Genomic DNA, 14355 nt, shown 5'->3' with positions numbered 1-14355 from the left:
ATTCTCCGATTGGCTTGAAACACGCGTTATACTTTCCATCCGTCGCGATACTCTTTATCGACAAACTGCATCGCTTCCGGCACGTTGGTAATGGTTGCTGACTCGGCGTCCCAGGTGAGTTTCTTGCCGGCGCGGTGAGCCACGTTGCCGAGCAAGTTGTGTTCGATCAGTCGGCCCGAGTACTCGAAGTTACACAGCGACTCGCCGCCCGACTTGCAGGCGTTGGTCCACTCGTGGTAATGCCCGGCCGACTTTTCAATCGACGGAGCCGGCGGAGTGTAATCGGCGAACTCGCCGCTGGGGCTCAATAGATGCCGGCCGTAGTCGGCGGTGAGCAACCCTTTGTCGCCGACGAACGTCACGCCGATGTGCCAGTCGGCCAGGTTGGTGTCGTCGCCGAGCTGCGGCTGCAGTAGGTCGGAACGGCGCTGCATGCCTTCGTTGCCGTGGTACCAAACCACCTTCAGCGGCCCCGATACGTACTCGTTGCCCGATCGGGCAGGGTGCTGCCAGGTGACGACTTGCCATGGTGGGCAGGCAAACTCATCGATCGCGGGGCCTTCGGACTCTACCGACTCAGGATGGGTTAGCTCCAACGCCCAGTACGGCAGGTCAATCAGATGACTCCCCATGTCGCCGAGCACCCCGTTGCCGAACTCCCACCGACGGTTCCAGTTCAGGTTGCCCCCTTGCCAGTAGCCGCCGTTGTAGGGACGCATGGCCGCGGGGCCGAGCCAGGTTTCCCAATCGAAGTTCGCTGGAATCGACTGCTCCGGCAACTCGACCGGATCCACGGGATTGATGGTCCGCCCGCACCAGACATGGGCTTCGCGAATCGGCCCGATGGCCCCCGCCTGCACGAGCTCCACGACTCGACGATAGTTGTCGGTCGCATGAATTTGGGTGCCCATTTGCGTGGCAATCTTACCCCGCTGCTCCGCATAGACCTGCTGCATCAACCGGGCTTCGCGAACTGTGTGAGCAAGCGGCTTTTCGCAGTACACATGCTTGCCGGCCCGCATCGCTGCGATTGAAGCGAGCGCGTGATGATGGTCGGCCGTGCTGATGACGACCGCGTCGATCTGGGGATCTTCCACCAGTTCTCGCCAGTCGCTAGTGACTTTGGCTTTAGGATAATTGCTCCGCGCCTGATCGATCACGTTGCCATTCGTATCGCAGAGGGCGTAGATATTTTCGTGCTGCACACCACCCAGGTTGGCCTGCCCACGCCCTCCGGTGCCAATGATGCCGATGTTGAGCTTTTGCTGTTCGGGCTTCGCTTCTTGCCCCGATACATGCACTTGCGGCAACAACAGAGCCGAGGTTCCTACGGCACTAGCCTGCATGAATCGGCGACGACTTACGTTCGTCCGTGTGACACTCATCGCGAACCTCCAGCATGTTAACCACAGAGAGGGATAGAAGCGGTGCCCCATTGTAAGCGCGCGACAAACTGGACCGCGACCCTTTTTGGCCGATTCGCAAGAATTGTCATTCCCCTTGTTTTGCAGCCTGAACGTTGCTTGCTGCTAGTCGTAGATCTTCCACTCCGGCAACCGCCCGATCGCTTTGTCGGGCTCGCTCCACATGAGATAGAGTCCCGGCTTGTAGGGTTGCGGAACCGACTTGAGCCACTTGTCGAGGTTCTCGTAGTCGTCGCGATCCAAACGGGCGAGCAGTTGTTCGATTTGTTCCGGCTTGCCACAAACGTAGTCGGCTGGAAGGGGAAAAAAGTTCGCCCAGTGCGGCGCGTCGGGTTCTGGCGGGGGAGCATACAACGATACGGTCGGCACATGCATGCCGATTTCCAAAGGCTTACCGCCAGAGCGATCGATGGAGATCTCGATGATCTTAATTACGGGATAGTCACCTTCGCCATGCGACAAGTCTGTGTCGACCGCCAGCAACGTGGGTTCAAGCGACACCACCTGGCCGACGTTCGCGCATCCAAACTGAAAGTGATTGCTCAAGCGCCACCAATAGAACACGTTGACGAGCGTCATGAGCAATGCGATTGGTAGCAGCAGAATCCACCACCACCAGGATGCCCAAGCTAGCAGTCCCAGGCAAGCGACTTCGCCCAACGTAAACAAGCATGGCCACTTCGGTTGGTGCAGCACCCACCGCAAGTAGTTCACTTTGATGTTGCCAGGGTGCGAAGCCATGGTATTCGACAGTGTAAACCCATGCGACTCGTCCTGGCCTTCAGGCAGCTTCAACCGGTCGGCATCGTCCTCCGCGAAATGGCCATCGTAGGATCGGTTGAAGGGAGTATCGAGCGTCCGGGCGGGGGCGGCGTCCATCTCAACCACCCGAAATTGGTTGCCACACCGCGCGGCAGGGCACTTGGCCACCTTGCCGACATGCCTGGCGGCTACCTTGAAGACCGAACCACAATGCGGGCAACAGGTTTTGATTTTGACAACGTCGGACATCGCACCCATGAACCGAGAGTGAACCGCGGACGAGGGACTATCGCACCCGCCATCATAACTCGGAGTCGCGGACCACACCAACCGTGCATTACCACCAGTTCTGGGAGGTCTACTCTTCGACCACTCCGTTGTATTCCCCCATCTTCTCGGCCGGCGGCAAGTGGTCTTTCATCTTGAACTCCGGCCGTGGTTTCGAGTTCACGTAGGCGGCGATATCGGCGCACTGCTCTTCGGTCAGGTAAGGATCGCCGAGCGGCATCGCAACTTTCAACCAGCTAGCCATCTTCGGCACCCGCGACAGCCCCGCCCCGTTGTTGTAGGATCGGTCGCCCCACACCGGCGGGCCATCGTCGGTCCCCTCGCCCTGGTCGCCATGGCAGTAAGCACACTCGTCGGCATACAGCTGCATGCCGCGTTCGATGTTGGCCTTCGCGAAATCGTACTCGAGCATCGGTACGTGGTTCGGCCCAAGTGGTTTGCTCTGGTTCATCTTCATCGGCATCCCCTCCGACAGCGATGTGATGTAAGTGGCCATCGCTACCGAGGCTTTGCTACCGACTGGCAACCGAGTGCCATTCATGCTCCGCATGAAACAATTGAGAATGCGATCTTCCAGCGTGATTACCCGCTGTTCCCGGGGCGACCAAGCGGGGTAGGCGGTGGCCAAACCGATAAACGTGCCCGCCTTCGGATCGGTGCCTCCTTCGAGATGGCACGAGGTGCACTTGAGATCGTTGCCCACAAACTCTTTTGTGAGCGGATGGGTGTTGGTATTCATCACAATGTCGCGCCCTAGTTCCACCACTTCCTTGAGTCCCGTCGCTGGTGATTCGCTGTCCGATACGGTTGAGTCACCTTGCGAAGTCGCTGGCTTGTCTTGTGCTTCGGTATCAATCGCCAGCGAGGCGAACGCTCCCAACGTGATCGCGGCGAATACTACAATCCACGGTTTCGATGGCTTTGTCACTTCAAGTCACTCCCAGGGCAAATCACTAACATGGCGCACGTTGGGTGCATTTCATCAATCTCGACTATTGCTATCTTGCCGCGCGAGGTGCACGGGTCAAGCAAGGTTTCGGAACGAATGCGGAAAGCTCGCGCGGTGGATCGATGGATCTCGCTCCGAGACCCTCTCCACCCTCGCCTAAACAAGCGATACCCACAAGATGCGCTTCGCGCTTACCATCCCGGTTATGTAACCTGCTATACTTACCGCGTGCACTTTTCGCCTATCTCGGAGGTTTCGATGACTATTTTACGTCGCGTACTGCCGCTGTTCATCCTGCTGATGCTCTGCACTTTACCGAGTTTCGCGCAACAGTCACTCCTGCAATCGCTGAAACCCGATCACCCCCGAATCATGGCCACGAGCGATGACTTCGCGAAGCTTTCGACCGAGCGGGAAACGGATGCCGAACTCGATTCGATTCTCAAAGAGATTGAGAAATCGGCCGACAGCTACCTGAAAGCCCCACTACTCGAACGCAAGATGACTGGCAAACGATTGCTGAGCGTCTCGCGCGAGGCTTTGCTTCGCATCACCACGCTGGCGGTTGCGTATCACTCCACCGGCGACGAGCGTTATGCCGCTCGGGCAGAAGCCGAGATGCTCAACGTTTGCCAGTTTAGCGACTGGAACCCGAATCACTACCTCGACGTGGCCGAAATGGCCGCGGCCGTGGGGCTTGGTTACGACTGGTTGTACGAGTACCTACCTGATGACTCGCGACAGAAGATTCACGCAGGGTTGCGTGAGCATGCGTTGCGACTCATCAAGAACAATTACTGGTGGAAAACCTGCAACCACAATTGGAACTCCGTCTGCTACGGCGGCATGACCATTGCCGCGCTCGCGTTGGCCGAAGACGAGCCGGAACTCGCCCGCCTGGTACTCGAAGAGGTGAAGAAGAACAATCCGCGGGCTGTTGGCTGCTATGAGCCCGACGGCGTCTATCCCGAAGGCCCCGGCTACTGGGTGTATGGCACCTCGTACCAGGTGATGCTGATCGACTCGCTCGAAACAGCCCTCGGTACCGACATGGGACTTACCACGCCGGCCTTGCTGGCGAGCAGTCAGTTTGTCGCCCACGCGACCGGCCCCACCGGGTTGGCTTACAACTACGCCGACGGCGGCGACAAGGTCGGCACACCGGCCGCGCTCTACTGGTTTGCTTCGCGAACCAACACGCCCGACAACGTGAACGCAGTCGCCCGACTGTCGGGCGCGAATCGCCGCGATCGCATGCTGCCGTTCGCGGTGCTATGGCGTTCGCCGGAGAGTCAAGCATCGAAGCCGCTCGACCTAAGCTGGTGTGGGCGCGGCGAACAGCCGCTGGCTATGTTCCGCACCTCGTGGACCGATCCCAACGCGTTGTACCTGGCCGCCAAGGCAGGCCGTCCGAATATCAACCACGGCCATATGGACTCGGGCTCGTTCGTGCTCGAAGCCGACGGCATTCGCTGGGCGATCGACCTCGGAGCGGTGAACTACAACGACTACGAACAACGCGGTATCCACCTGTTCGATCACAAACAATCGGGCGATCGCTGGAACATCTTCCCTTACACCAACTTCGGTCACAACACGATTACGGTCGATAACCAGCCCTACAAAGTCACCGGGCAATCGACTTTTACCGACTACAAACCGCTGGAGCAGTCGACCGGATCGGTAAGCGTCGACATGGCTCCTGTACTAGCGCTGGCGAAAGTAGAGAAGGCCACCCGCGACTTTACGTTCGATGCTAAGAACCGCCAGGTGACCGTGGTCGACCACCTGCAAGGGGTGAAACCACAAGCCAGCATCGACTGGACCATGGTGACCAAGGCCGATGTCGCGATCGACGGCCATCGAATACAGCTGACCCAGTCGGGCAAGACGCTCCAGCTAACAGCCATCAGCGACACGCCCGGCGAATGGAGCGTATCGCCTTGCGAGCCCCCCGAAGGCATGTACGGCGACTCCAAACGCGACACACGCCTGATCGTGTGGAGCGCGAAAGCCCCCGACTCCGGCAACTACGACCTGAAGGTCGAACTCACCGCTGGAAAATAGCCACCGCAATTGCCTGAGGCTGCATGTCTATTACCAAGCATGTACCAATCTCGGTCGACGAATACCTAGCTGAGGAACTCGTGAGCGATGTGAAGCACGAGTATCTGGGCGGCTATGCCTACGCCATGGCCGGCGCGACTAACGTGCACAATCGAGTTGCTGCAAACCTACTTGGCGTGCTCCATGCGCAGCTTCGCGGTAAGCCATGCGAGCCGTTCAACTCCGATACGAAAGTGCGAATCGAGCAAGCCGCTTACCCGCGGTTTTATTACCCCGATGGCATGGTAGTTTGCGACCCGAACGATCCCGAAGAAACGTTTCAAGATCGTCCCGTCCTGATCGCCGAAGTGATCTCGGAATCGACTCGCCGCACTGATGACGGGGAGAAGCGATCCGCCTACCAAACCATTCCTACGCTCGACGTATATCTGGTGCTCGAGACCGAATCCCCGTGCGTAACGGTCCACCGTCGCACATCCGAAGGATTTGAAATTGAACTCTACGAAGGGATCGACGCAGTCATTCCGCTGAGTACGATCGAAGCCGAAGTACCGCTGCAGGATCTGTACGAGCGAGTGCAGTTCGCAAAGTAGCTCATCAAACCAACCATCCGCTACTTCTTCGGCTTCTTCCTTACTTGGCCAAAGTCGATCAGCGGCGAGGGCTCATGGGCCTCATCCATGATGGCTGCGATTTTCTTGACTACTTCTGGGTGATTGGCAGCGATGTCGTGCTGCTCGCCGAGGTCGTCGGCCAGGTTGTAGAGTTCGATGGGAGCGTTGCGGTTCTTGTTCACGTTCAGCCGCACTCCCTTCCAGTCGCCGTAGCGAACCGCTTGCTTGCCCCCCTGCTCGTAGAACTCCCAGTACAGATACTCGTGCGTTGGTTGCGAGCCGGCGCCGGTGAGCGTGGGAACGTAGGAGATGCCGTCGGTGTTCGCCGGCGGGGCGATGCCGGCTAGTTCGCACGCGGTCGCGGCGAAATCGTAGAACGCGCTCTGGTGGTCGCTCTCGGTGCCAGCGGTAATGGTGCCAGGCCAGTACGCGATGGTCGGCACGCGAAGTCCCCCTTCGTACATGTCGCGTTTGCCGCCGCGCAACGGGCCGCTCGACGTAAAGTACTCGGCACTCCACCCTCCCTCGCTCATCGCTCCGTTGTCGCTCGAGAAAATCACCAGCGTGTTCTCGGCCATGCCCGTCTGGTGGAGCTTGTCGATCACCTGCCCCACGGTAGTATCAAGGTAGGTTACCATGCCGGCGAAGGTCGACTTCGGATGGGCTTCGTCGCGGTAACCGCCACCCTTGGCGGGCTGCTCGTCGAACTGCCCAATGAACTGCTCTCGGTACTTCTGCGTGACTTGCAAATCCGCGTGCGGCTGCTGCAGCGACAAGTGCAGGAAGAACGGCCCGCCGGCTTCCGCTCGCTCGTCGAGGTAGCGCAGCGCGTCGGCCAGGAACAGGTCGCCCGAATAGGTGTCTCCCTCTTTCCCGTGATTGCCCGGGTAGTCGACTTGCTCACCGTTGCGATAGAGGTGCTCGGGGTAGTAGCGGTGGGCGGCCCCGTGCGACAGGTAGCCAAAGAAGTGGTCGAAGCCCTTGCGATTCGGCAGGCTAGGATCGTCCGACCGACACGACAGTCCGCTCTTGCCGATCATCGCTGTGTGGTAGCCTGCCTGCTTCAGCCGAGACGCGATGGTGATCTCTTGCGGATCTTCGGGGAACTGGTAGTCGCCGTTCGCCCGACACAACACGTGCCCCATATGCTGACCGGTCAGCAGCACCGACCGCGAGGGAAAACAAACCGTGCAGCCAGCGTAATGCTGAGTGAATCGCAAACCTTCGTTCGCCAGCTGATCGATCCGCGGAGTCGCAAAGTTCTTCTGCCCGTAGCAACCGAGGTCGCCGTATCCCAGGTCGTCGGCCAGAATGAAGATGATATTCGGCTGCTCGGCATCTTCGGCCAAAGCCTGTCCCCCCGACAGGGCGAACATCAGCAACAAGGTCAAACAACGGAGGAGAGTTTTCATGGTGAATCTGCCTCGATAAGGATTACGCGAAAAGAACGCTTCGACCATAAGCCTTCCAGCTTAACACCGCGATCCGCACGTTGCCATGCAGTCGCGAAATCGCTGGCGCATAAAAAACCTCGGCCGCAAATGCGACCGAGGTTTGTGGTTTTTAGTTTGCCGCAGCTGCGACTATTCGTCCTCGGGGTACGATTCGTCTTCGATTTTGACCAGTTTCGACTCTTCGACCACACAACCAGGCGACCCAACTTGCAGGCCGCACAGTGGGCAGAGGTCGGCCCCTTCGGCACAACACTTCTCGGAACCCTCGGCCTGGCCACACTTGGTGCACAGCGTGATGTCTTCGCCGGATTTTTCTAATTTGCAGCAAGCAGGCGAGCCGTGATGGAAGCCACAGTCGCACATCTCGGCACCTTCGGCACAGCAGGCTTCGCTACCTTTTACCTGACCACAATCTTTGCAAAGCACGACTGCTTCCACGGGAGCCGCAGTAGCGGTACTCGACGGATCGATCGTGGTCGACTCGCCACACCCAGTGGCCAGCAACGTAGTAACAGCGATTAACGCAAACAGCGACTTCATCGGAAAACTCCTGGGCATGCAACACGGGGTGGGCGTGAGGGTCGGCGGCAGCTTACTCCGCCTGCCGACCATCGGGTCCGATTATAGTATCCGCTACTGGGCTTTGCCGACGGTGCGATGGCTTACACAAGTATTAATTTATCGTGAAGCTCGGGCGGTTGGCCGCTTACGACTTCGGGAGCCGCCCCGATAAGTACATGTCGGTGCCGAGCGTTTCGATGCGTGTGTCGACTAGCTGCCAGGCAGCGGCCATGTCCGACAGTCCCAGTCCAGCTACCGGAGTAGGGGCTCCCTCGCCGCCGACGATCTTCGGCGCGATGAACACGTGCACCTCGTCCACCGCATGGGCGTCGAACAGCGCACCGAGCACTTTGCCCCCTCCTTCAACCAACACGTTGGTCATCCGCCGGCTGCCGAGTTCGTCGAGCAGCAAGTTGATGCGGGTCAGTCGATCGTCGGTGCCCGAGATCCACAGCTCCCCTCCCCCGTCGAGCAGCCATTGGTACTCGTCGGCCTCGGTGTCGCGCTGGCGGACCACCATCAACGGGGCTTCATCCATGGTTTGGGCGAGCTTCGTGTCGGTGGTCAGGTCGCCGAGCACCACCCGCACCGGTACCCGAGGGCCAGCAGGTCGGGCGGTGAGCAACGGGTCGTCGGCATGTACGGTACCGGACCCGACGACGATGGCATCCATGCGGCCGCGGATCTTATGCACCACAGCGCGAGAGGATTCGCCGCTGATCCATTGACTCGACCCCGTGTGAGTCGCCATTTTACCATCGAGGGTCATCGCCCATTTGGCAATCACCCAAGGTTTGCCGGTGGTAACCAACTTGAGATAGGGAGCAAGCAAGTATCGAGCCTCGCGCTCCAACACTCCGACTTCGCACTCGATGCCGGCAGCTCGCAGTTGTGCGATGCCGCCACCGTCGACTTGGGGAAACGGATCGCCCACCGCGACGACCACTCGCGCGATGCCAGCCGCCAGTACCGCCTGGGTGCAAGGAGGTGTTTTGCCGGTATGACAGCAAGGCTCGAGCGTGACATACAGTGTTGCCCCGCGGGCGGATTCGCCAGCGGCTGCGAGCGCGTGCACCTCGGCGTGCGGACCGCCAAACTTTTGATGGTACCCTTCGCCGACGACCTGGCCGTGACGAACCACCACGGCGCCGACCATCGGGTTTGGTTCCACGTGCCCTTCGCCCTGACGGGCCAGGTCGATGGCACGTTGCATGAACAGCGTATCGTCTGTCATGAGTCCCTTTTCAGATCGTGGCCAACATACCGCCTAAGCGTCAGTCGGGAGTCCACAGCTTCGACTTGCCGGTCGAACCGGACTCGCCGCCTGGGGTCCAGATGGCCGAGCTCGATTCCGCAGCAGGAGCAGCGTCGGCTACCGCCGAGGAGGGAATCGAATGCGGCCCACCAGCTCCCATGTTCTCGGGAATGGCACCAATCATGTACAGCAGCTGATAAACCTGATTGGCAATATCAGGTTCGTCCATGTGCTCATCGCGAAGATGCGTCAGCACGCGGTTCGCTCCCTCGGAATTGCCTTCCTGAATGTAGAGCTGCAACTCCAGCAGGTCCCACGCACCGCACGACTGCCCTTGCCCCGCAGACCAGCGACGTGCGTCGTCGAGCACCGCCAAGGCAGCGTTGCTATCAGGCTCGGACGAGAACAATTGCTCGAACAACCGATCCTTGGGAACGTACTGGTCGAAATCGTCGCGGGTGAGCGCCTCGCGAATGATCGCGTTGATCGTCGGGGTCGCGTTCACCAACGCACAACGCTTGAACAGCAACATCAAGTCGTCGTTGCTGAAGCCCGACAGATCGATACGGCGGATACGAGCGATCGAAACACTCCCAGCATCCACCGAGTCGGCTGCGATGCTCTCGGGCTGGGGCAAACCGAGTTTGTCCCGCAACTCGACGAACATATCGGTTTGCAAAGCGTTCGCCACACCAAGTTCCAGCAGCAAAATCGCCGCCAGCAGTGGCAGCTTCATTTCTTCGTTGCTAGATGCTTCGCGCGGGGTTTTGTCGCCGAGTGCCGCCCGAGGCGAGTCGGGCCACCGCTCGAGCAACGCGACACGATGCTCGGCCTGCAACAGCTCGCGACGCTTCTCCGCCGGCACGGTTTGCGGCAAGTGCCAGCGCCAGCTCAACGCGGGATCGCCCTGCCCGGGGGCGGGGCCGAGATCCTGCTCGTCGAGTTGTTCGCCGAGCGTATCGCCGGCTGCCTGGCGCAGGGTATCGAGAATGTTAGCGAACCGCTCGTCGCGGTCGGTCACAAACTCCACGCGTTCCGCCCGATCGGTCTGGCGACCGTAATGCGAGATGAAACCTAATACCTGAGGCACATCCTCGCGAGTGAGGTCGGCCACTTCCTGGGGCTCGGGGCGATCAAGCAGCATCCAGTACGTACGCGGCTTGGGACCTTCGAACGATTCCAGCTCTTCGCGCGACAGCGGCAACGGCAACACCTGGGCATGGTCGCTCATCCGCTCGACAAAGGTGTCTTCGTTCTTGAGTTCGAACACCACGCGAACCGCGCTGTTAAGCTTGTCTTCCAGTTCGGTATCGACCAACTGGGCGATGGCCTCGGCCTCCACGGCGTCGTCCAGCGCAATTTGCTGGCGAGCGTACAAACGCAGGCCGGCCACGAAGTTCTTAGGGTCGCCAAGATAGCCGGAGAGCAGCGCGCGATTGTAGAAGAACAGCGGCTCGTCCAGATGGTCGGGTAGGATCTCGTCGAGCTGGGCTTCGGCGATGCGCCATTTGCCCGCGGCGGCCAACTGTTGTACCACCCGCATCTCGGCCGCGGCCGGATGGCCTTCGGGCAGGCTCTTGAGCGCCAAACGATCGCGAAGCAGCAGCGGAAGGCCAGCCACTTGGTTCATCCGCACCAGGAGTTCGAGGGCACGATGGTCGCCGGCTTCGCCGGAAACGGCCTCGTACAGCCAAAGGTGCGCCCTGGCAGCGACGATGTCGCCGGCCGAGAGCACTGCATGGCCGACGCTGCCAATGGCTTCGAGCACCCGCTGTGGCAAGTTCACTTCTACCCGCTCGAGCGCCGACTGCAGGGCCGCGATGGCTCCGCTAGCGTCTTCGCGTTCGGCAAGCACCATCGCGTGGTGGGCGTGGGCCGAGGGGCTATCGGGATCGGCTTTCAGGAACTCGGCAACGGTTTTCTCGGCCGATTCGAGTTCGCCGAGTGAAAGCTGGAGCATCGCCTGGAGGTCGAGCAGCGACGCTCGGCCTGGCGACTTTTGCAGCGTTTGCTCCACATGGCGCAAGGCCGCACGGGGCTGATCGCCCTCGATCATCCGGTGTATTTTTTCGATCTCGCCGATCAGGTCGGAGCAGCAGAATTTGAGCTTCTTGCCACTCCCACAAGGGCAGAGGGAGTAAGGATCCATGGCAGCAGACCATCTGAAAATAGGATAAATGTGCGATAAAGGTGGTCAGAGCTGCATTCTACCCCACGAGCCCCAAAACGGGCCAGCCACTTCGCAGAATCTATGAATTGCGAGGCTTTGGCTGTCCCCGGCCTCGGCAGGCCATAAAAAAAGCGGGGTTTCGCTTCGGGGCTCAAAAAGCCGCCGAATCGAAACCCCGCTGAGGAGAGTTTCCGTTGGGTGACACCGACCGGCTCGCCGCAATACCCGGCGAGCCGATCGAGTCGAGTACACACCGTTTTCGTTAGTCGTCGGACAGGTCGCTAAAATCGAAGTCATTATCGTCGCTGGCAGCCGAGGGCTCGCTGGCGACCGAAGCTTCGGCCGGCTTGCTCTTGATCTGCTTGCGATTCGACTTCGGAGCGGCCACTTGCAGGTGGCTGACACGTCGGTCCGACTTGGCCGAGACACCGTTGACGACCGAGCCGATCAGGCGGACGCCGACGCTGCGGAGCAGTTCGCTCGACTGATAGATGTCGGGCACCGTGGTGTGGTCCCGCAACACGCTCAGCAGAGCACCGTCGCAGTGTTGGCCCATCATCAGCGAGTCGGACAAACCGAGCACCGGGGCACCGTCGATGATCACAAAGTCGTATTCGGAACGAAGCTTGTCGAAGATCGGTTGAATCTGGTCGGTGGCCATGGCGTGCACCGCTTCGGCGTCGCAGTAACCAGCGGTCATCAGCCACAGGCCTTCGGCCGAAGTGGCTCGCACCACGTCCGACACATCGGCCTCGGCACGCAGTACTTCGCACAAACCATCTTCGAGCGGCACGTTGAACAGCGAGTGCAACGCAGGACGACGCAGGTCGCCGTCGATCAGCAAGGTGCGACGACCGGCACGAGCCAAGCTACCAGCCAGTTGGCTGGCGACCGTCGTACGACCTTCCATCGCTCGCGGGCTGGTGATCATCACCACTTGCCGCTGCTTGGAGCTCGATTCGTGCATGAGTGCGGTACGCACACTGTCGATCGATTCGGTGATCTGAGCCTGATGACGTGCCTTGAGCTTTGGCAGGGTACCGACCACGCGGATGCCAAGACCTTCGTCCACTTGCTTCGGGCCATTCAGGCGACGACCAAGGAACTCAAGGTAAGCAATGCCCAGGCAGGCGACCACCAAGGTGGCCAGGCTACCGATACCAGTGATCGCATAGTGCTGCAGCTTATTGATGCCTGGCAAAATGTAGGCACTTTCGTACAGCTCAATTCGCTCTTCGGCTTTCTCTTCGATTTCCCAAGCTTGAATACGGCGGCCAAGGTCTTCGGCCACTTGTTCAAGCTGCTTGATTTCGGCTTCGCGAACCACCAATTCGGTGGAGCCTTGGGCCTTGGCTTCGAGTTCGGTGACAATCTCGGAGATACCCAACTCGCGAATCACTTCACCATCTTTCGAAGGTACATCGTAGCCATCCTTGAGCTGCTGCAGGCGTCCACCGAGTACTTGAAGCTGGCGATTAAACTCTTGAGTGTAGAGAGCCAACTCGATATCGGGAGCGTTGGCCATTTGTTGTTCGATTTGCTGACGCAATTGAGCACGTTCCCGTTGAATCAATTGGTTCTGCTGATCGATCTGAGTTTGGACACGCTGCACTTCGGAGTTCATCCGACCTCGCGAACGCTTCTCGGCGTCCCGCTTTTGCATCTGCAGGTACAACAGTTCCTGTTCCATCATCAGGATGTTTTCATCCGCGGAAACCTGGGCAATGATGTTCTGCTCTTTGAGATCAGGATTGTCTTTAAACGACTTCCAGCGAGCGTATTCGAGTTGAATCCCTCGAATCTGCTCCTCCAGGTCGCGTCGCTCTTTCAACTTGGCGGTGAGCTGCTCAAAAAGCATCCGCACCGAAGGATCGTACTGACCGTCGGCTGCAATACCCAAGTCGTTCGCAATCGTGCGATACTCTTCCCACTTATCACGAATATCTTCGTTCAGTTCCTTGAAGGTACCAATCAGGGTTTCACGGATTTCGCTACGTTCGTAGCGATTCTTGGTCACCACTTGCTCTTTGTAGGCGTCGCACATCGCATTCACGATATTGCGTAGCTCTTCTCTCATTTCGTCGCCATCGCTACCAGTGCTTTGGGTCAGCGAGATCCGCATCAATTCGCTGTCGCCTTCAAAGCGTACATCGATGTTGTCGGCCAGCCACATCGCCGCATTATCCGCTTCGTTAAGCAATTTGCTGTTTGTGATGCTGGGATTACTAAGAGCCGTGTTAATCACGTTAAAGCTCTTCATTTGGGCAACTTGAGTCGCCCGAAAGATATCGAAGTCTCTCGCCCCACTAATGTTTTTGGGGCCTTCGATAATGGTCATGGTGTCGGCTCGCACAATAAAGCGAGCGACAGCGGTGTCGGACTCGGGGAACAGGAAGAACAGTGCTGCACCGACACCACCTGCTAGCAGCAGGCCCATGAAGGTGGCCAGCATCCAACGCCGGCGCAAGGCGTTAACAAACCCCGAGGCGTCCATCCCCCCGGTGACTACCGATGGAGTGCGGACAAAGTTGGGGCTGGCATACGGTTGCTGAATCATCAGCGATTGTTGAACATCGTTCTTGTTCATCGGTGCAGGAACCATCGGTGAGTTCCCGCCATCCATCGAGGAAGCGTTTGGGTCGTGATTAGCCATTGCGATAATCTCTCCTCAGGGGTAATGGCTGCCGAGACTAGGTGTGTACGAAGCTTGCAGAACGGAGACTGCGTTGGTGTTGGTTACAAAGCAAGTTTGAAGCCAAACTCTCGAAACTTCTCTAAACGCCGAGAATTAGGGCTTTCAATCATTGGTCA

General features: G+C 59.0%; 10 protein-coding genes. 2 read left to right on the top strand and 8 right to left on the bottom strand.

The genetic code is table 11. The features are described from left to right. Positions 1-26 precede the first annotated feature (26 nt). From Pan181_RS00615 to Pan181_RS00605, 3 genes are all read right to left on the bottom strand, one after another. Entirely contained in the window at positions 27-1385 is a 1359-nt protein-coding gene (locus Pan181_RS00615; protein WP_145244989.1) for a Gfo/Idh/MocA family protein, read from the bottom strand. 144 nt (positions 1386-1529) lie between these two features. Continuing rightward, complete coding sequence (locus tag Pan181_RS00610) at positions 1530-2435, bottom strand: hypothetical protein (protein WP_145244988.1); 906 nt, start codon at positions 2433-2435, stop codon at positions 1530-1532. Positions 2436-2544: 109 nt separating this feature from the next. Next, complete coding sequence (locus Pan181_RS00605; protein WP_231943712.1) at positions 2545-3402, bottom strand: c-type cytochrome; 858 nt, start codon at positions 3400-3402, stop codon at positions 2545-2547. A gap of 279 nt (positions 3403-3681) precedes the next feature. Between Pan181_RS00605 and Pan181_RS00600 the strand changes: the two genes are divergently transcribed. Both Pan181_RS00600 and Pan181_RS00595 read left to right on the top strand, forming a co-directional pair. Next, positions 3682-5490, top strand: coding sequence for a heparinase II/III domain-containing protein (locus Pan181_RS00600; RefSeq protein ID WP_197528746.1), 1809 nt, complete (start codon positions 3682-3684; stop codon positions 5488-5490). 23 nt (positions 5491-5513) lie between these two features. Next, complete coding sequence (locus tag Pan181_RS00595) at positions 5514-6083, top strand: Uma2 family endonuclease (RefSeq protein WP_145244986.1); 570 nt, start codon at positions 5514-5516, stop codon at positions 6081-6083. Between the two features lie 20 nt (positions 6084-6103). Here the strand turns inward: Pan181_RS00595 and Pan181_RS00590 are convergent, their stop codons facing one another. The 5 genes from Pan181_RS00590 to Pan181_RS00570 form a co-directional block, all read right to left on the bottom strand. Then, positions 6104-7516 (bottom strand): arylsulfatase, encoded by a 1413-nt coding sequence (locus Pan181_RS00590; protein WP_145244985.1) that lies wholly within the window; start codon positions 7514-7516, stop codon positions 6104-6106. Positions 7517-7687: 171 nt separating this feature from the next. Beyond that, positions 7688-8098 carry a hypothetical protein gene (locus tag Pan181_RS00585; protein WP_145244984.1) on the bottom strand — a complete coding sequence of 137 codons (411 nt, stop codon included), beginning with the start codon at positions 8096-8098 and terminating at the stop codon, positions 7688-7690. A 166-nt stretch (positions 8099-8264) separates the two neighbouring features. Continuing rightward, entirely contained in the window at positions 8265-9353 is a 1089-nt protein-coding gene (gene ribD / locus Pan181_RS00580) for a bifunctional diaminohydroxyphosphoribosylaminopyrimidine deaminase/5-amino-6-(5-phosphoribosylamino)uracil reductase RibD (protein ID WP_145244983.1), read from the bottom strand. A 40-nt stretch (positions 9354-9393) separates the two neighbouring features. Continuing rightward, positions 9394-11523, bottom strand: a complete 2130-nt coding sequence (locus Pan181_RS00575; protein WP_145244982.1) for a tetratricopeptide repeat protein — start codon at positions 11521-11523, stop codon at positions 9394-9396. Between the two features lie 283 nt (positions 11524-11806). Continuing rightward, positions 11807-14197, bottom strand: coding sequence for a polysaccharide biosynthesis tyrosine autokinase (locus Pan181_RS00570; RefSeq protein ID WP_145244981.1), 2391 nt, complete (start codon positions 14195-14197; stop codon positions 11807-11809). Between the last annotated feature and the right edge of the window lie 158 nt (positions 14198-14355).

Source organism: Aeoliella mucimassa (assembly GCF_007748035.1).
GTDB lineage: Bacteria > Planctomycetota > Planctomycetia > Pirellulales > Lacipirellulaceae > Aeoliella > Aeoliella mucimassa.
The sequence above is the reverse complement of the archived record's forward strand: the minus strand, read 5'-3'. Positions and strand labels throughout refer to the sequence as shown.

Excerpts from the sequence above, each read along its gene's own strand:
- Pan181_RS00615 (WP_145244989.1), bottom strand. The coding sequence starts at position 1,385 with ATGAGTGTCACACGGACGAACGTAAGTCGTCGCCGATTCATGCAGGCT.
- Pan181_RS00610 (WP_145244988.1), bottom strand. The coding sequence starts at position 2,435 with ATGTCCGACGTTGTCAAAATCAAAACCTGTTGCCCGCATTGTGGTTCG.
- Pan181_RS00600 (WP_197528746.1), top strand. The coding sequence starts at position 3,682 with ATGACTATTTTACGTCGCGTACTGCCGCTGTTCATCCTGCTGATGCTC.
- Pan181_RS00595 (WP_145244986.1), top strand. The coding sequence starts at position 5,514 with ATGTCTATTACCAAGCATGTACCAATCTCGGTCGACGAATACCTAGCT.
- Pan181_RS00590 (WP_145244985.1), bottom strand. The coding sequence starts at position 7,516 with ATGAAAACTCTCCTCCGTTGTTTGACCTTGTTGCTGATGTTCGCCCTG.
- Pan181_RS00585 (WP_145244984.1), bottom strand. The coding sequence starts at position 8,098 with ATGAAGTCGCTGTTTGCGTTAATCGCTGTTACTACGTTGCTGGCCACT.
- ribD (WP_145244983.1), bottom strand. The coding sequence starts at position 9,353 with ATGACAGACGATACGCTGTTCATGCAACGTGCCATCGACCTGGCCCGT.
- Pan181_RS00575 (WP_145244982.1), bottom strand. The coding sequence starts at position 11,523 with ATGGATCCTTACTCCCTCTGCCCTTGTGGGAGTGGCAAGAAGCTCAAA.
- Pan181_RS00570 (WP_145244981.1), bottom strand. The coding sequence starts at position 14,197 with ATGGCTAATCACGACCCAAACGCTTCCTCGATGGATGGCGGGAACTCA.